Source organism: Gorillibacterium terrae, assembly GCF_051594785.1.
Classification (GTDB): domain Bacteria; phylum Bacillota; class Bacilli; order Paenibacillales; family NBRC-103111; genus Gorillibacterium.
Map to the genome: position 1 here is coordinate 485,162 of NZ_JBPPGI010000002.1, position 16,113 is coordinate 501,274.

Genomic DNA, 16,113 nt, shown 5'->3' on the forward strand with positions numbered 1-16,113 from the left:
TTCGCGCCGGAACCTACATGGTATAATCAGGGAGCAGGTGACCCGTTTGGCGATTAGCTTCCATATGCTGCATATTTTTTACACGGTTGCCGAAAAAGGAACATTTTCTGCCGCCGCCCAATCCTTACATATGACTCAACCCGGTGTCACCATGCAGATTCAAGCGTTGGAGGAGCATTTCGGCGCCAAGGTGTTCCGCCGCTTGCCGAAGGCCGTGGAATTGACCGATGCGGGTCTCGCCCTGCTGCCGTTCGCCCGGAAAATGGTCGAGCTGATGGGCGAGACCGACCGGGAGATGTCCCGCTTCACCCGCGAACTGAAGGGCCGGCTGGAGCTGGGAACCAGCCTGACCATCGGAGAATACATCCTGCCACGCCTGATCGGTCCCTTCAACCGGGAGTTTCCCCACATCACCGTCAGCATGAAGGTGATGAACACGGCGCAGATTGTGGAAGAGCTGCTCGCCCATACCTTGACGTTCGGGCTGGTGGAAGCGGAGACGCCGCATCCGGACCTCATCGCGGAGCCGCTTCTGCGCGATGAGCTTAAGCTGGTGCTGCCGGCCGGCCACGAGCTGATGCGGCAGGAGCGCATCGCCTTCGAGGACCTGTGCCGCTACCCATTCATCATGCGGGAGTCCGGCTCGGGCACGCGGAAGATCGTGGAAGAGGCGCTCGTCCGCGCGGGCCATTCGCCGGGCAGCCTTCGCATCGCCATGGACCTCGGCAGCACAGGAGCGATTAAGTCGGCGGTGGAAGCGGGGCTCGGCCTCTCGATTCTTTCGGTTTCCACCGTGAAGCACGAAGTCGCGCTCGGTGTCCTCGCACTGCGCGAGGTGGAAGGGGTTCGGTTTATCCGCAGTTTTTCTTCGCTGTATCATCGGACCTCGCTGCTGCCGCTTCCCGCAGTGACGTTCATGACGTTCATCCGCGGTCATGAGCTGTCCCAATGGCTTTTGTAAGACCCAATTTGCAAAAGGGGAGAATTCCATGGCCGAACCGGCTTACGCAGACCTGCATACCCACACCACCGCCTCCGACGGCTTGCATGCTCCCGAAGAAAACGTCCGCATGGCGCACGAAGCGGGACTGGCCGCCGTCGCCGTCACCGACCACGACACGGTGGCCGGCTTGCCCGCCGCCTTCCGCGAAGGCGAACGGCTCGGCATTACGGTCGTTCCCGGCGTTGAAATCAGCACCGTGGCGAACGGCCAGGATATCCATGTGCTCGGGTATTATATGAACCTGGAGGACCCGCTGTTCCTGGAGCGGCTCGCCGAGCTGAGGAGCGTGAGGGAGCGGAGGAACGACTTGATGCTGGCCCGGCTGCGGGAGCTCGGCATCCCGATTCGCCTGGAGGAAGTCGAGGCAATCAAGGCCGAACGGCAGGGACAGGCGGACAAGCCCGCCGAGAGCATCGGCCGGCCGCATATCGCCGACTGGCTGGTTCGCCACGGGGTTGTCTCTTCCATGCGCGAAGCGTTCGACAAGTACCTGGGCAAGGGCGGACAAGCCTATGTGAATCCGCCGCGGATTCATCCGGCGGAGGCCATCCGCTGGATTCACGAGGCCGGCGGCTGCGCGGTGCTGGCCCATCCGGGCCTGTACGGCGACGATCCGCTGGTGGCCGAGCTGATCTCGGCCGGACTCGACGGCATCGAGGCGCTGCACTCCGATCACTCTGCGGAACAGGAAGAGCGCTATCGCCGCATGGCGACCGAAGCGGGGCTTCTCGTGACGGCGGGTTCGGATTTTCACGGCAAGCGGCAAGGAGAGACATTCCACGGCCCCATCGGCAACCGCCGGGTGGGCCTGGACGTTGTGAATCGACTACAGAACCAGGGGAGAGGAGCCCGCTAATGAAGATCCGCAAGGCGATCATTCCGGCCGCCGGTCTCGGTACCCGCTTTTTGCCGGCGACCAAGGCTCAGCCGAAGGAAATGCTGCCCATCGTAGACAAACCGGCGATTCAGTACATCGTAGAGGAAGCGGTCGCTTCCGGCATCGAAGACGTCATCATCGTAACGGGGCGCAACAAGCGCGCCATCGAAGACCATTTCGACAAATCGACCGAGCTGGAACGGGTGCTGGAGGCGAAGCCCTCGCACGAGCTGCTGAAGGTGGTGCAGGAGGTCTCGAACCTCGTGGACGTCTATTACGTCCGGCAAAAGGAACCGCTCGGCCTCGGCCACGCCGTCTTTACCGCCCGGAAGTTCATCGGCAACGAGCCCTTCGCGCTCCTGCTTGGCGACGATATCATTCAATCCGATCCTCCCTGCCTGAAACGTATGATGGATATTTACGAGGAACGGGAAACCTCCGTGATCGCGGTTCAGGAGGTTCCCTGGAACGATGTAGACAAGTACGGCATCGTTTCGCTCGGCGCGGACGGACTCATCGAGGACCTGGTGGAAAAACCGGAAGTCGGTTCGGCTCCGTCCAACCTGGCCGTCATCGGCCGCTATATCATCGACCCCGAGATTTTCGATATCCTGGAAAACCAGGAACCCGGCCGCGGCGGCGAGATTCAGCTGACCGACGCCCTGCGGGTTCTGAACCGCCAGAAGCGCATGACCACCTACAAACAGGAAGGCCGCCGTTTCGACGTCGGCGACAAGCTCGGTTACATCGAAGCCACGATCGAGATGGCGCTGGCGCGTCCCGACCTCGGACCGGATGTGCGCGAGTACATCCGCCGGTTGGCGGCAAGCCTGTAATCGCTCGCCCGGAATCCTAAATGGATACATAGCAAGCTCCCGCTCTCTGCTTCGGCAGGAACGGGAGCTTTTTTTGGTTTGAAATCGGATGCTGCCCATGGGCAGACCGCAAGCGGCTCTCCCGGATCGTGCAGCCCCGAAACAGGCTGCCCGACATGCGGCTGTACCGAGGGGTCGATGAAATCCTCCATATTCGCGCAGGAGGACAACTAACCGATATGGGCATTCGCACATAGCGTATGGGAGAGGATCAATGAACAAGGGAGGTACCGTATGACCGATGAATTTGTGACCCGTTCGCTGGACGAAGTGCGGTTCTGGTCGCGGATTATGAAGGAGCATTCCTTTTTTCTCCGGCTCGGATTCCGCTGCGAGGATACCGAACTCATTCGGGAAGCGAATGGGCATTATGCCGTGTTCGAAGCGATTGAACACAAAGCGAATGCCTTCCCGGCCGGAACGGACCCGGAGACGATTCGCCGTTTTAACGAAGAAGTCCATATCGCGGTATCGCATATCTGGATGTTCAAGCGAAAGGTGCTGGGCTTGATTCTCCGCTGTCAGCTTCCGGGGGGCACGAATTTTCCGCTGCTGGTCGATCATATCAGCCGAGAAGCCAATTATTTCCGCAACCGGCTGACCGAGTTGAATACCAATCAGCTGGAGCCGCTGCCGGACGCCATTATCGACGAAAATGTGTTCTTCCTGAGGATTATGGCGGATCACGCCAAATTCATCGGTCATCTGCTCGATCCCTCGGAACGGAAGCTGGTCGAGCAAGCCAACGATTTCAGCCGCGATTTTGACCAACTGTTGTTCCAGGCCAGGGATCTCGATTCCATGCGCCCGCAATCGCAAACGGCCCCGTTATTGGGCCAATTCCTCGACCAGAACCGGGTGTCCGTCAAATCCTTGCGCGACTTTAAGAAGACGGCGAAAGAATTGATTGAGGCCTGTCGCATCAAAAGCATCATTCACCCGCTGCTGGCGGACCATGTGTTTCGCGAAGCCGACCGGTTCTTGACCATCATCGACCGGTTTGAGAACAGCTTGACCGGAAAGCAGGGAGCAGCTCCGCTCAGCGGGGCCATGACTCGATAGTTAACGAAAGGGGACGATGAAAATGACGTATACTGTGGAGCAGGGGGAAAATCGGGCATTTTTTCCGGGAGGCGGCTTTGGTCCCGGTTTTGGCCCCGGCTTTTTTCCGGGCGGCGGGTTTTTTCCGGGGGCAGGATTTGGAGGGCCGTTTTTCAATCCGTTCTTTTTTCCGCGGCGATTTTTCCCCTTCTTCTTCCTCTCTCCGTTCCGGTTTCCGTTCTTCCGGGGAGAGGAGGACCGGGACGGCCAGTATTACGCGCAGCATTCTTGCCAGGAAGGAGAAACGCTGAGGAATTTGGCGCAGATGTACAACTGCCCGCAGCCGATTCTTGAGGCGATGAACCCGCACCTGCAGAATCCGCATGCGCTGGCTGCCGGAACGGTGGTGCAGATCCCGCGCCTCGATACGATGTACTGCCACAAGATGTTCATGGAGCAGGGGGCTCCGGACAACGCTCCGCTGTCGCAAATGGCGCCCATGCCAATGGCTTCGATGCAAATGCCGCAAATGCAAATGCCGACGGGAGCTGCGCCGCAGATGCCCGGCATGGTCCAGTCGACTCAGATGCAAGCTCCTTACGCGGGAGCCGCCTATTCCCGGCACTAAAGAGAACCCGTTTTGTTCTCGGTTCGAGCCTCCATCTTCTCCGCAAGGGGAAGGTGGAGGCTTTTTCATGCGGTTCGAATCCTGCAGAAAGGGGGATTGGCTAGGAGAAGAATGGAAATGTATGAGGCTCCCAGAGATTATAATTTCTGCTTGCTCGTGACGTAGCGTAATGGTATATACTGGACACACAGCAAATAAGAGGTGGTTGTTTTGGAAGAATCTCAACCGAGGACGTATTCCGTCGGGGAATTGGCGCGCAAGTTCGGGATTACCATTCGAACGATTCAGTATTACGACAAGGAAGGGCTGCTCAATGCGGCGATCTCTCCAAGCGGAAGGCGGGTCCTATCGAGCGAAGACGTGCTGCGCTTGCAGCAGATTCTTTTCTTCAAATCCTTTGGTTTTCCGCTCGAAGAGATCCGGGACCGTCTGCTGAAGGTGAACTACGGGACCGAGCTGAAGACGATTCTGGAGCAGCAGAAGATCGCCATGCTCGGGAAGATGAACAGCTTGCAGAACGCGCTCCGCATGATGGATAAGACCATCGAGGAAATGGATAACGGCTATGAAGTCAACATCAACCGGCTGATCGCCATGATGAGCTTGATCAACCAGGGCAACTCCTGCACCTTCATCTTGAACTACCTCGGCAACGATCAGATTTCCGAGATCATGATGAAGTTTCGGGACCCGGATACGACAGCCCGATTCTCCCGGGCCAACGAGGAGATCGTCAAGAAGCTGAAGGAGCTCCACCGCCAAAACGTGCTGCCGGAAAGCGAGGAAGGGCAGCGTCTGGCGGAGCAGTGGTGGTCGATGGTCACCGAATTTACAGAGGGAGATCCCGAAATGCTTACTCACTTGCTGTCGGCCGGACTCGACGTGGAGAATTGGCCGGACGAGGTCGAAGATTTCAAGGAAGCGGTCACGAATTTTCTGATGAGCGCGCTGAACCTGTATCTGGGCAAGAAAGGCATAAAACTCACAAGAAGGCAGGAGAACCCTCAATGAGCGAAAAGCAAATCTCGGTTAGGGGCTTGGTGAAGGCGTATGGCAGCGTCGCCGCCGTGAGCGGAGTCGAATTTGAGGTCGAGCGGGGAGAAATCTACGGACTTTTGGGACCGAACGGCGCCGGCAAAACCACGACGCTGGAATGCCTGGAGGGCCTGCGCCGGGCGGACGGCGGCAGTATCACCGTGGCCGGCTGCAACCCGCAGAAAGACCGCAAGCGGCTGCGGTCGCTCCTGGGCGTCCAACTGCAGTCTTCCTCCCTGCCGGATCATATCCGCGTGGACGAAGCGATGAAGCTGGTCTGCGCCGGACACGGGGTCAAGGAACGCTTCGACCTGTTGGCGGAGTTCGGCATGACCAAGCTGCTCGCCAAACGGTACCACCAGCTGTCCACCGGCCAAAAGAGGCGGTTGCATCTGGCGCTGGCCCTCGTCAGCGACCCGAGCGTGGTGATTCTGGATGAGCCGACGGCCGGGCTCGACGCCGAAGGGCGCGCCCAGCTGCACGAAGAGATGCTGAATCTTAAGAAGCGGAACAAGACCATTCTGCTGGCCACGCACGACATGGCGGAGGCGGAGAAGTTGTGCGACCGGATCAGCATCATCATCCGGGGGAGGGTGGCCGTAACCGGAACTCCCGCGGAGGTGACGGCGGCGAGCGCCAAAGCCTCGAAGATTGCCATCCGCACCTCGCGCAACCAGCTGTTGGGCTATGAAGTGGAGGGGGCCGCGTTCAATGCCGTCGACGATTACGGTATCTGGATCGGAGAGAATTCTACCGAGATCCTGGGTCAATTGCTGGAGCGCCTGAAGCAGACCGGGGATTCGGTGCTCGATCTGCGGGTCGAGCGCCCGTCGCTGGAAGAGAGCTTTCTGGAACTGGTGGAAAGGGGGCAAGCGTCATGAAATTGTTCGGGAGGTATCTCTATATCCAACTCAAGATGGACATCCGGGAGAAGGGCACGCTGCTCAATTACTATGTGATCCCCTTGATCTTCTATCTGATGCTGGGAGCGGTGTTCGGCCGGATCAACGAAGCCTCCAAGGAGACGCTGGCGGCTACCATGATCGTGTTTGCCGTGACCATGGGAGCGGTGCTGGGCATTCCGGGGTCGATCGTCAAGATGAGGGAATCCGGCATGCTGCGCGCCTTCGTCGTGAACGGCATCGGCAACGGAACGGTTCTGTTCGTCCATGCGGTCAGCGCCTTTCTCCATGTCAGCCTCGTCTCGCTGATCATCTACTTCACTTCGCCTCACCTGTTTGATTCCTCCGTTCCCGTAAACCAGGGGTGGTTCTTGGGCATCGTCGCCCTGTTCTTGTTTACCAGCACCGTCCTGGGGCTGCTCATCGGCACCATTTCGCGCAATCAGGCGTTCGCCACGATGCTGTCGCAGGTTATCTTTCTCCCCTCTCTGTTGATCAGCGGGATCATGTTCCCGGCCTCGATGCTGCCGAAGGCACTGATTTGGCTGGGGCGCATCCTGCCCGCCACGCAAGCCAACGAATCCTTCCTGGGCTTCGCTTATCGGGAAGCAACGGATTACAGCGACCGGACGGCTCTTCTTGTCCTCGCCGCGATCGGCGCCGCCGTTCTCGTGCTGCTCGTCATCCGGGCCAAGGCTCTGAACCGGGAACAATTATCGTAACGATCGTCGGGTCGTGAACCCATTCTGGGATTTCATAGATCAAACCAAATGAGGAGGCTGCGGCTATGGAAGAGAAGAAGCCATCATCGGACATCAAGGACATTATCACGAGAGCCATCGAGGACGAGGAATTCAAGAGCTTATTGATCGAGGACCCGGACAGAGCCATCGCGGATTATTCCTTTACGGAAGTGCAGAAGCTGATGATCAAATCCTTGCGCAAAGAGGATCTGGATAAGCTGAACCCGCAAAACCTGGAGGAGTATTTCTCGGCGGACTCGGCGGTGTATACGCCCGACCTGGACGAAGTGTTGGAGATGGAAGAAGCCGGAGAGGACGATATCTGACCATGAACGGTAAGGTTGAAACGTATTCGCGGGTCAGAAATGAGGATATCGAGCTGATCCGGACGGTCTCGCTGTTTGCCAAGATGAACAACGAGGCGGTCCGGGACTCTTTGTTGGAGGCTTACGAGCACAACGACTCGGATATCCAGACCAAGCTGGCCTATGCCTTCTATAATCTGACCGCCAACACCTCGAACGATGTTCTGGAGAGCAAGATGAAGGTGGAAGCCGCTTTGGTGGCGCTCGAAGAAATCCTGGAAGAGCAGCCCGATCACTGGCTGGCGGGCTTGTACCGCATCCGAATTCTGCTCATGCTGCCGAGCCATTACCGCGACCTGACCGCCATCCTTCAAGAGCTGGAGGACATGATCGAAACCCAGCGGAACGGCGTCTATGAGCCTTATTTCATCGCCCCCTATCTGCTGGTGGCGGAAGTCTACCTCTCCCAGGGCGATCTGGAGTCGGCCCGGGCGGCGGTCGAACAGGCGAAGCAGCTTGAGCCCAAAGCCCTCACAGGGCTCGCGAGTCTCATCGGCCCCCTGTTTGGCAGCCTGCGGGAGAAGTTCGAAGCCCTTCGCGATTCGGAAGCGTCAAGCCGGGTGAGACAACTCCAGGAGTCTTTTGTAAAAGCTTCTTGAGCGGGCGGCCGAAGTTCTCCATAGCTCGCATTCTGCCGAAAAGGAGGCGGTCCGGCTGGTACATCTTCTCATTATTGTGCTGAGTGAAATCTCGACCGGCGAGCTCACGATCGGCTACGAATTCGGGAGCCGGTTGCCCAAGGATGACTATCAAGTGAAATTCCTCGTGCCGGGCAGATACGAACAGTATCTCCAGGATCGCGGGGAAAGTTATTATCTGCTGAATGTTCAAGACGGTCCCCTGACGAACAGCCTCCGGTTCAAGGAGGCGATGGAAGCTTTTCAGCCGGATTATTTTTTGCTGTCCGACGTCTTTACGACGGAGTATTCCCGCTCGTGGTCCGGGATCAGCATGAAGACGCTTCGGGAATACGGCATTCCCCTCATCGGCATCGACGAATACGAGTATTTGTCTACGAATTATACGCCGGACTATTACGGCGGGGTATTCGAGAAGCTCCCTCCCTTGCTGGAGGATTGCCAGTATGTCGTTCGCAATTGCCCGATCAATCTTCCCAAGAACGGCGAAGCGTCCCCCCGGACCTTCTATTTCAGCTTGTACCGGGACGGCTTGGGCTTAAGCGATGCGGATAAGGAAGCGGTTCGCGGCCGCTTGGAGCTCCATCCGAACGAAAAGGTGGTCTTCTTCGCTTCGTCTTCTTGGGAAAGCATCAACTTTCACAATTCTCCCTTTTTGCTGATGCTGATGAAGTGGGTCCCGCTCCTGCTCCAGCATTACATGCGGGAGGTGAACGAACGGCTGACGCTGGTACATGTCGGCCCCAAGCCGTGGGAGCTGATCGACAACCCGCAGCTGAGATACCGCCATTTCGACCAATTGGCTCCTTCCGAATTTGACGCTTTGCTGTTGTCCTCCGATCTCTTCCTTACCATCAACGCCGTTTCGGTGACCCTGTCAAAGGCGATCTTCGGATCGGTGCCTTGTCTGCTGTTCCAGAACCTCAAGCACATCGATTTCGCGAAGCTGGAGGGCCGGCTCGCGCAAATGCCGGACTGGTACGCCGCCATGGCTTCCGAGGTGAAGGAGGCTTACCCTTTCCGGGCGGGCTTTTTCGGCTGGTTTCAGCTCTTGAAGAGCGTGCTCCGCGATAACAGCTATACGGATACCTATGTCGAGGTGCCGCTGTTTAAGCCGGATGAAGCGGTTCGTCTCATGCGTTCCTATTTGTTCGAAGAGGAGAACATTCAAGAACTGAAGCTCCGCCAACGTAACTATGTCCGGCAAACCGCCGCGTTGGATACACCTCAGATAATCATGGAGAAAATTCGGGAGAAATCGGGGTGAAGTCTCGTGGCTCTGGAAATCGGGATCAAGGAATGGTACGACCGGGAGCACAGGCCGGTTCTTAACCTGCAACCGGGCGAAACCCAAGCCTACCGCATCACCATGAAAAATAACTTTTTGAACAGCAAAGGAGCCATTTTTAAATGGCAGAAGTTGGAGGCGGAATACACGAGGGAAACCATGGAAGCGATGACCGGAGCCTATGCGCTCAATCAGTTTGCTTTCCAAGCCGTGCAGTTCTCCTCCAGCCAGAAGCCGGAGCCGATCCATTGGACCTTCGCGGAGAACATCTTGCTGCCGTTCTACCTGATCGGCTATAACGACCAGGATGCGGAAATCCGGGCCAACCGGGAGCTTTGGCTTAAGGTAAAACACCAGATGGCCGGTTTTCAGCGCCTGTTCGCCGAGCTGCCCAAGCTGCCCAGCGTGTATTTATTTCTCATGCAAGTCTATGACATCATTTCATTCGAGATTTTCACATCCGCCCTGACCAGCTTGAGGCTGGATAGGGAGCTGCTCCATAAACCGACCGCTTTGGAGAAGCTCTCCGGAGCGGAATTTAACCTCGGAATGGGGCTTTACTCGGAGCAGTCGCTCTTTAAGAACGGCCCATTTGACGTCACATTCCGGGGATACACGCTGTATAACGGCTTATTTTGCGCTTTATTTCACTACCGTTGCGACGGTTCGAAGGTTCGGATGCTGGATGAGATGATTCAGGCTGCAAGGGACGGAAGCTCCTATTACTCGGGCGAGTTGATCATCGAGCTGGACAGCTGGTCCATCCTGGCGGGAACCATGGAGGAGGACTATCTGGCCGTTCAGGATCAGCGGAATATTCGCATCAAGCGGAGCATTGCATTGGAGGGGCAGAAGCATTCATAAGCGGAATGGAGGCGGAGCAGATGGAAGCGGACGACCATAGCTTGATCGGATTGATCCCGTCGGCGGGTGCAGGCATGCGGATGAGGCCGTTTCGGGGCGAAAAGGAGCTGACCGTCGTCGGCTACCGGACGTGCATGAAGCATGGCCGAGAGATCACCGTTCCCAAGGTTCTCGGGGAATACGTCATGGGCAACATGCTGAATGCAGGCGCCCGCAAGCTGATTCTGATCACGAATGAGCACAAGAGCGAATTGTTGAAATTCTACGGGGACGGTAGCGAGTACGGAGCAAGCCTGGCTTATGTCTGCCAGCAATCCGATTCCGACTTATACGGAATGCCGATCGCCCTGAACCTCGCGTATTCCTGGATTCGCCAGTCCACCGTTCTGCTGGGCATGCCCGATACCATCGTTCAGCCGGAAGAGAGCTTCGCCCTGCTCTTGAAGACGCATCGGGAGAAGGGAGCGGACCTGACTCTCGGCGTCTACCCGACCGATACCCCGTCCAGCTTGGCCCCGGTCGATATGGACGAGAAGACGGGGGAAGTCTACCGGATTTTTGATAAGCCGAAGAATCCTTGTCTATTCAACACGTGGAATATCGTGATCTGGGGACCGGCTTTTACCGAGCTGCTGCACGACTATGTCGAGACCTACCGAACGAACCGGATCGGACAGGGCGAAGCCATTCTCAGCGATGTCTTCAATTTGGCGATCGACAAGGGGCTCCGGGTTTATGGCCGATACTTTCGAACCGGCTTCTGCTGCGATCTCGGCGACATTGAGAAGTTCGTTTTTTTGAAGCGGAAATTCGAACAGGAGCATGAGGAACGAAAAGTGCGGATATCCGACCGGTGAACACGCAGAGCGACGGTCTGCGCGGGAACGGCGAACCTGGCAAGGGAGAGGAGCAAGCCGAATGAAAAGCTTAAGCATTCATCTAACCGACCGCTGCAACAATTCCTGTATCTTCTGCGTGGTCAACTCCAGCCGCACCTCGAAGGAAAAGGTCAATCAGCGCGTCATCTACAACTTTCTGAAGGACAATGCCGGCAAAGGCTACGAATCGGTCAACCTGCATGGGGGCGAGCCGACCGTTCTTCCCGAGCTGAACGGGATCTTGGAGCACATCCGGGAGTTTGACTATCCGTTTGTCTCCTTGCAAACCAACGCCCGGCTGTTGGCGGACAAGGAATACGCGCAAACGATCGCGGAGCTGGGCGTCGACTTGTTTGTGGTCTCGCTCCATGGCAAAGACGCGGCTCAACAGGATTATTTTACCGCCGTCGAAGGCAGCTTCCGCGAAGCGGTCGAGGGGATCCGCCATGTGCTGGAATTGGGGAAGGCCGTTCGAACCAATACGGTCGTCACGAAGCAGAATCTGGGCGATTTGACCGAAATCGTGACCCTTGCCATGGACCTCGGCGTGCGGCATATCAATATTTCCGCCTTGCATCCCACGGGCAAAGCCTACCAGAATTTTCATGCGGTGACCCCTCGGTACGAAGAGATGATGGATAAGGTCAAAGAGGCGGTCGATGCCGTAACCCGGCGCGGTGTGGTCTGCACCCTGGAAGGCTTCCCGTATTGCGTCTTAGACGATTACCGCCGGTACATGATCGATTGGGAGGATAACCAGTTCAAGCTGTTGTTCCGAACCACCATCCTGGACAACTACGATCAATTTATGCGTACGCAGGAACGGAGCACCGCCGCTTGCTGTCAGGCGTGCGATCAGGTTCAGAAGTGCGGCGGCGTCTACAAGGAATACCTCCAAATGTACGGGGACCGGGAATTTAAAGCGATGGCGGCGCAGGTCGCCCCATGAGGAATGTGGCGTTTATCGTGACAAGCTACTGGTCCTACGGAGAGCTGCTGATCGCGCTGGAGTTTGCCCGGGCCATTCGGGAGGAGGGATTTCAACCGTATTTCTTTGTTCCGTCGACCCACGGGAAGACCGTGTCGGAGCAAGGCTTCGCCTTCACGGCTCTCCTGCGCGGAGCGGGCGGAATCAATCGAATCCTGCTGCAGGACTATGAAAGCCGCTATAAACCCGATTTTGTCCTGCTTTCGGATTTTCTCAACTTTCATTTTTGCGAAGAGCATTACGGGCTGTCGTACGGGGATTTGGCGATTTTCTCCGGACGGCTCGGCACCTTCGACAATTTTGATTGGACCTGCCGCAAGCGGGCCATGGACACCTACGGCTTCCGGGCTGCCCGGATATCCGATGTGGACATCGAGCCTTACGGGTTTCAGCTGCTCCCCTGTCCGATCGTGAATCCCATTCGGCCGAGAGGCAAGAACCAGTACCCGTATCCGCTGATCGGCAAGCCGCTCGATTCGAGCGACCGAACCAAGAACGAGCTTCGCGCTAGGCTCGGGCTGCCCCTGGACAAGCCGATCACCCTGGTGACCTCGGCCATGTGGCAGGAGACCTACAAGGCTTATCCGCATGTGGAGACCTTCGTGCGGCAGACGAACCGCGCGTTTCACCGTATCCTGCAGTTTGCCGCCCAAAACGGTCTGTTGATCTGCGTCGGCGGCGGGCAGCCGGACTTTGCCCAAGACCTGCCCCATGTCCTGTATCTGGATCGGGTCATGCCCGACCGGTTTGAGCAGTACGCACTCGCCAGCGATTTGCTGATTACACGCAACGCGACCTCCACCTCGCTCGCCAAGCTGGCGATTTCCGGGGTGCCTTGCCTCCTGCTGAAGAATTCGCTGAGCTTCGTCGGCGATCCTCCGCTAACCCCCGGGTTTTCGCTGACGGACGGAATGAAAGACATTCTGACCGGGATGGATCGCTGCTACCCCTATCGGATGTTTCCCGTCGGCTGGCATTCGTATCTGGAGCCGACCCTCGAGGGCAATCCCTATCTGGAGCTTCTCGCAGAGGAGGAAATCTTCGACGAAGAGGGCGTCCGGCGGCGAATCGCTTCTATTCTGGAGCAGGAGGCGGTGCGGGACGGCATCCGGGGAAAAGCGGAGGACTACCGCCGGCTGCTCGCCGCCCTTCCCGCTCCGGGCGAGATTCTCGACCAGCTGTGCGCGGCCTCGGGAGGGACGAGCCGATGACCCTAGAGGTGCTGCATCAGACCGATCTCTATCAGCCTCCGCTGGACCCCGACGATCACTGGGACTTGGCCTGTCAATATGCGCTTGCCTATGCAGGCGGCGTCCAGCTCGCGGGGGTGCTGATCGATCACCCTCCGAAAATCAGCTTGAGTCACGGAGCGCCGTCGCTCTTCGCCGTCGCGCAGATGAACGAGATCAGCGGATTATCCGTCCCCGTCACCGTCGGCAGCGAGCTGAGGTTCAGCCGGGTGACCGACTCCTATTATCGGGACCACACATCCCGCTTCTCCGGCGTGCAGTTCATCCGGAGGCTGCTGGAGCAGGCCGGGGACAAGCTTACGATCCAGGTGGTCGGATCGAGCCGGGACGTGGCCATGGCCGCCCGGTTGTTCCCCGACTTGTTCCGGGAGAAATGCCGGGCGATCTACGTGAACGGCGGAACAAGCAACCGGGCGAGCGGAATCGAGTACAATGCCGCGCTCGATCCCGCGGCGTTCCAGGAGCTGTTCCGGGCGGAGTGCCCGATCTTTTGGGCTCCCTCGCACGAGAGCGTGCCTCCCAGCGGCCAAACCGAAGCCTATGGTTCCTATTACCGCTTTGACCAGAGCGAGCTTCTGCCTGCCCTCTCCGAACGGGTGCAGCGCTATTTGGCATTCGCCCTGACGAGAACGGAGAACGGCGACTGGCTGGGCTATCTAAAGAAGCCGATCAGCCGGGAAACGCAGGACAAGCTCCTCGGTATGGAGCGTCCGATGTGGTCGACCGCCGCCATTCTGCATGCGGCGGGCAAGACGGTGCTGCCGGACGGAACCCTGGCGGAGCTTTCCCGCGAGTCCGGTCGAGGCGTGTTTGAATTCCGCCGCATCGAGGCGGAATGCGACGCCCGGGGCCGCGTGGAATGGCGCGAAGCCGGAGACGGGGAGTCTGAACCGGGCAAAGAGCGCTATCTCTTCGCCGTCCGGGATCTGGGCGCTTACCGGGCTGCGATGACCACGGCGCTAAAAACGCTGCTGACCAGCCTGCCGTGAAGCAAAGTACACGAAGCCCACACTATGCAAGAGGAGCGTGATCCCGAAGCGATGACCGATTCGATCTGCCTGTTCATGTCGCCTTCCGAAAGCAGCTTATCGTACCCCGACAAGGTGAACCGGCTCCAGCTCAGCCTGGGACTTGGCGTCATCAGCGGATACCTTCAAGACAGAGGGGTTTCCGTAGGAATGTCGGACTTGAATGTCAATCTCTCCGAGGTCTTCGCCGGCTCCGACCGCAGCAGGCTGGAATGTATCTACAGCCAATCCCGGTTCGAGCATTACCTGCAATTCGGGATGGACAGGGAGATCGAAGAGGTCATTCTGGACCTGATCTCCGGCCAGCACCTGGACCAGTACCGGTTTTTTGGCGTGTCCATCGGGGCGGACTTCTCCTTTTTGCAGATTCAGTTCGGTTTTCTCTTGGCCAAATACCTCAAAAAAACCTACAAGCGGCCCGTCTTTATCGGCGGCAACAACATTTCGTTCATGTACATTTTTCGGGATGTGTTCGAGAAGCTGTGGCTCACCGTGCTGAGCGAATTCGACTATGTGATCAAGGGCGCCGGGGAAGAGACCATCTATCAGGTGATTCGGCAGTGGAACGAAGGAGCCGAGCTTGAGGAAATTCGGAAGACGCCTGGCTTGATGTCGTTGCAGGACGGGGCCATCGCCGCCAATCCCGAGTACAAGCCCCAAGTCGTCAAGCCCGATTGGACCGGCCTTACGATGCGCCATTACGAGCGGTACATGAAGAAGGACCAAACGGACGAGAACCTGATCTACTTCTACAAATGGCCGGATACCTATGAGGGCAGCCCCGGACAAATGATCAATCAATACAACCGGGAGCGGGGCAGCGAGGTCGAGCCGAAGCTGATTCTTCCGTATATCTTCAATTACAATTGTCCGTTCAGCTGCGCGTTTTGCACCCAGAGCGATTACGACCGGGGAAGCGTGATCGGCGGGGACCCGGATCGGGTCATTCAGGACATCTGTGAGCTGAAGGAGAAGTACCATACCGAGTATTTTTACTTTTTGAACAACGCCTTTAATTTCTCGGCCAAATTCGTGGATGAATTCTGCCGGAAGATCATCAAGAACAACATCCGCATCCATTGGTCGGATTGCGCCCGGTTCAACCATTTGACGTATGAGCGACTGGCCTTAATGAAAGAAGCCGGCTGCGTCAAGCTGACGTTCGGCTTTGAGAGCGGGAGCGACAAAATCATCCGGCTCATCAACAAGAGGATCGATCTCGACCACGCGCGGCGCGTGCTGAAGTGGTGCCACGAGATTGGCATCTGGGCCGATATTGAAGTCATCGTGGGCTTGCCGCACGAGTACGACGAGGATTTCGCCGAAACCTGCCGATTCATCGTAGAGAACAAGGCGTACATCAACTATTTCTGGATCAACGAATTTTTCGTGGTGCCCAACAGCCTGATTGGCCGTCATCCGGAAAAGTACCGGATCGAGCTGCTGAAGAAGCGCACGACCTACGAGCAACTGCTGGAGCAGAACCTCAAATACTTTAAAAATTCGGCGAGCAACATCATGACCTCGAACTCCCGGCTGTACGGGTTCAACGAGCTCGACGGGCGGACGTTCGAAGACATCCTGAAAAGCGACCGAAAGAAGCTGGATACGCTCAACCGCTTGCAGAACAAGGAATTCGCCCAGGCGGCGCAGTTCTATACCGCTCTGCTGGCCCGTTGACGAAAACCTGACCCTAGCGAAGGAGAGGGG

At 57.5% G+C, this 16,113-nt stretch carries 17 protein-coding genes; all 17 read left to right on the forward strand.

Annotated features, from left to right (window positions below):
- Positions 1–46 precede the first annotated feature (46 nt).
- On the forward strand, positions 47–961 hold the full coding sequence (locus tag ACSEXS_RS12285; protein WP_438433515.1) for a LysR substrate-binding domain-containing protein: 915 nt from the start codon (positions 47–49) through the stop codon (positions 959–961).
- A gap of 28 nt (positions 962–989) precedes the next feature.
- Positions 990–1,859, forward strand: coding sequence for a PHP domain-containing protein (locus tag ACSEXS_RS12290; protein ID WP_438433516.1), 870 nt, complete (start codon positions 990–992; stop codon positions 1,857–1,859).
- Entirely contained in the window at positions 1,859–2,716 is an 858-nt protein-coding gene (gene galU / locus ACSEXS_RS12295; protein WP_438433517.1) for a UTP--glucose-1-phosphate uridylyltransferase GalU, read from the forward strand. Before ACSEXS_RS12290 ends, galU begins: the two co-directional genes overlap by 1 nt.
- 273 nt (positions 2,717–2,989) lie before the next feature.
- On the forward strand, positions 2,990–3,817 hold the full coding sequence (locus tag ACSEXS_RS12300; RefSeq protein WP_438433518.1) for a DUF2935 domain-containing protein: 828 nt from the start codon (positions 2,990–2,992) through the stop codon (positions 3,815–3,817).
- Positions 3,818–4,121: 304 nt separating this feature from the next.
- A complete protein-coding gene (locus ACSEXS_RS12305; RefSeq protein WP_438433519.1) occupies positions 4,122–4,424 on the forward strand; it encodes a hypothetical protein in 303 nt (100 codons plus the stop codon).
- A gap of 210 nt (positions 4,425–4,634) precedes the next feature.
- Positions 4,635–5,435, forward strand: coding sequence for a MerR family transcriptional regulator (locus ACSEXS_RS12310; RefSeq protein WP_438433520.1), 801 nt, complete (start codon positions 4,635–4,637; stop codon positions 5,433–5,435).
- Entirely contained in the window at positions 5,432–6,340 is a 909-nt protein-coding gene (locus ACSEXS_RS12315; RefSeq protein ID WP_438433521.1) for an ABC transporter ATP-binding protein, read from the forward strand. Before ACSEXS_RS12310 ends, ACSEXS_RS12315 begins: the two co-directional genes overlap by 4 nt.
- On the forward strand, positions 6,337–7,083 hold the full coding sequence (locus ACSEXS_RS12320; RefSeq protein WP_438433522.1) for an ABC transporter permease: 747 nt from the start codon (positions 6,337–6,339) through the stop codon (positions 7,081–7,083). Before ACSEXS_RS12315 ends, ACSEXS_RS12320 begins: the two co-directional genes overlap by 4 nt.
- Before the next feature lie 65 nt (positions 7,084–7,148).
- A complete protein-coding gene (locus ACSEXS_RS12325) occupies positions 7,149–7,430 on the forward strand; it encodes a hypothetical protein (protein ID WP_438433523.1) in 282 nt (93 codons plus the stop codon).
- Positions 7,431–7,432: 2 nt separating this feature from the next.
- Positions 7,433–8,068 carry a hypothetical protein gene (locus ACSEXS_RS12330; RefSeq protein ID WP_438433524.1) on the forward strand — a complete coding sequence of 212 codons (636 nt, stop codon included), beginning with the start codon at positions 7,433–7,435 and terminating at the stop codon, positions 8,066–8,068.
- Between the two features lie 76 nt (positions 8,069–8,144).
- Positions 8,145–9,374, forward strand: coding sequence for a DUF6365 family protein (locus tag ACSEXS_RS12335; RefSeq protein ID WP_438433525.1), 1,230 nt, complete (start codon positions 8,145–8,147; stop codon positions 9,372–9,374).
- A 6-nt stretch (positions 9,375–9,380) separates the two neighbouring features.
- The gene (locus ACSEXS_RS12340) at positions 9,381–10,259 is read left to right on the forward strand and encodes a hypothetical protein (protein WP_438433526.1); all 879 of its coding nucleotides are present in this window, start codon (positions 9,381–9,383) and stop codon (positions 10,257–10,259) included.
- A gap of 20 nt (positions 10,260–10,279) precedes the next feature.
- Entirely contained in the window at positions 10,280–11,116 is an 837-nt protein-coding gene (locus ACSEXS_RS12345) for a sugar phosphate nucleotidyltransferase (RefSeq protein ID WP_438433527.1), read from the forward strand.
- 61 nt (positions 11,117–11,177) lie between these two features.
- The gene (locus tag ACSEXS_RS12350; RefSeq protein WP_438433528.1) at positions 11,178–12,086 is read left to right on the forward strand and encodes a radical SAM protein; all 909 of its coding nucleotides are present in this window, start codon (positions 11,178–11,180) and stop codon (positions 12,084–12,086) included.
- A complete protein-coding gene (locus ACSEXS_RS12355) occupies positions 12,083–13,336 on the forward strand; it encodes a DUF6365 family protein (protein WP_438433529.1) in 1,254 nt (417 codons plus the stop codon). The genes ACSEXS_RS12350 and ACSEXS_RS12355 overlap by 4 nt, the downstream gene beginning before the upstream one ends.
- A complete protein-coding gene (locus tag ACSEXS_RS12360; RefSeq protein ID WP_438433530.1) occupies positions 13,333–14,364 on the forward strand; it encodes a nucleoside hydrolase in 1,032 nt (343 codons plus the stop codon). Before ACSEXS_RS12355 ends, ACSEXS_RS12360 begins: the two co-directional genes overlap by 4 nt.
- A gap of 24 nt (positions 14,365–14,388) precedes the next feature.
- Positions 14,389–16,083 (forward strand): B12-binding domain-containing radical SAM protein, encoded by a 1,695-nt coding sequence (locus ACSEXS_RS12365; RefSeq protein WP_438433531.1) that lies wholly within the window; start codon positions 14,389–14,391, stop codon positions 16,081–16,083.
- Positions 16,084–16,113: the final 30 nt, after the last annotated feature.

Coding starts and splice junctions, on each gene's coding strand:
- ACSEXS_RS12290 (WP_438433516.1), top strand. CDS start 990: ATGGCCGAACCGGCTTACGCAGACCTGCATACCCACACCACCGCCTCC.
- galU (WP_438433517.1), top strand. CDS start 1,859: ATGAAGATCCGCAAGGCGATCATTCCGGCCGCCGGTCTCGGTACCCGC.
- ACSEXS_RS12300 (WP_438433518.1), top strand. CDS start 2,990: ATGACCGATGAATTTGTGACCCGTTCGCTGGACGAAGTGCGGTTCTGG.
- ACSEXS_RS12305 (WP_438433519.1), top strand. CDS start 4,122: ATGTACAACTGCCCGCAGCCGATTCTTGAGGCGATGAACCCGCACCTG.
- ACSEXS_RS12315 (WP_438433521.1), top strand. CDS start 5,432: ATGAGCGAAAAGCAAATCTCGGTTAGGGGCTTGGTGAAGGCGTATGGC.
- ACSEXS_RS12320 (WP_438433522.1), top strand. CDS start 6,337: ATGAAATTGTTCGGGAGGTATCTCTATATCCAACTCAAGATGGACATC.
- ACSEXS_RS12325 (WP_438433523.1), top strand. CDS start 7,149: ATGGAAGAGAAGAAGCCATCATCGGACATCAAGGACATTATCACGAGA.
- ACSEXS_RS12330 (WP_438433524.1), top strand. CDS start 7,433: ATGAACGGTAAGGTTGAAACGTATTCGCGGGTCAGAAATGAGGATATC.
- ACSEXS_RS12345 (WP_438433527.1), top strand. CDS start 10,280: ATGGAAGCGGACGACCATAGCTTGATCGGATTGATCCCGTCGGCGGGT.
- ACSEXS_RS12350 (WP_438433528.1), top strand. CDS start 11,178: ATGAAAAGCTTAAGCATTCATCTAACCGACCGCTGCAACAATTCCTGT.
- ACSEXS_RS12355 (WP_438433529.1), top strand. CDS start 12,083: ATGAGGAATGTGGCGTTTATCGTGACAAGCTACTGGTCCTACGGAGAG.
- ACSEXS_RS12360 (WP_438433530.1), top strand. CDS start 13,333: ATGACCCTAGAGGTGCTGCATCAGACCGATCTCTATCAGCCTCCGCTG.
- ACSEXS_RS12365 (WP_438433531.1), top strand. CDS start 14,389: ATGCAAGAGGAGCGTGATCCCGAAGCGATGACCGATTCGATCTGCCTG.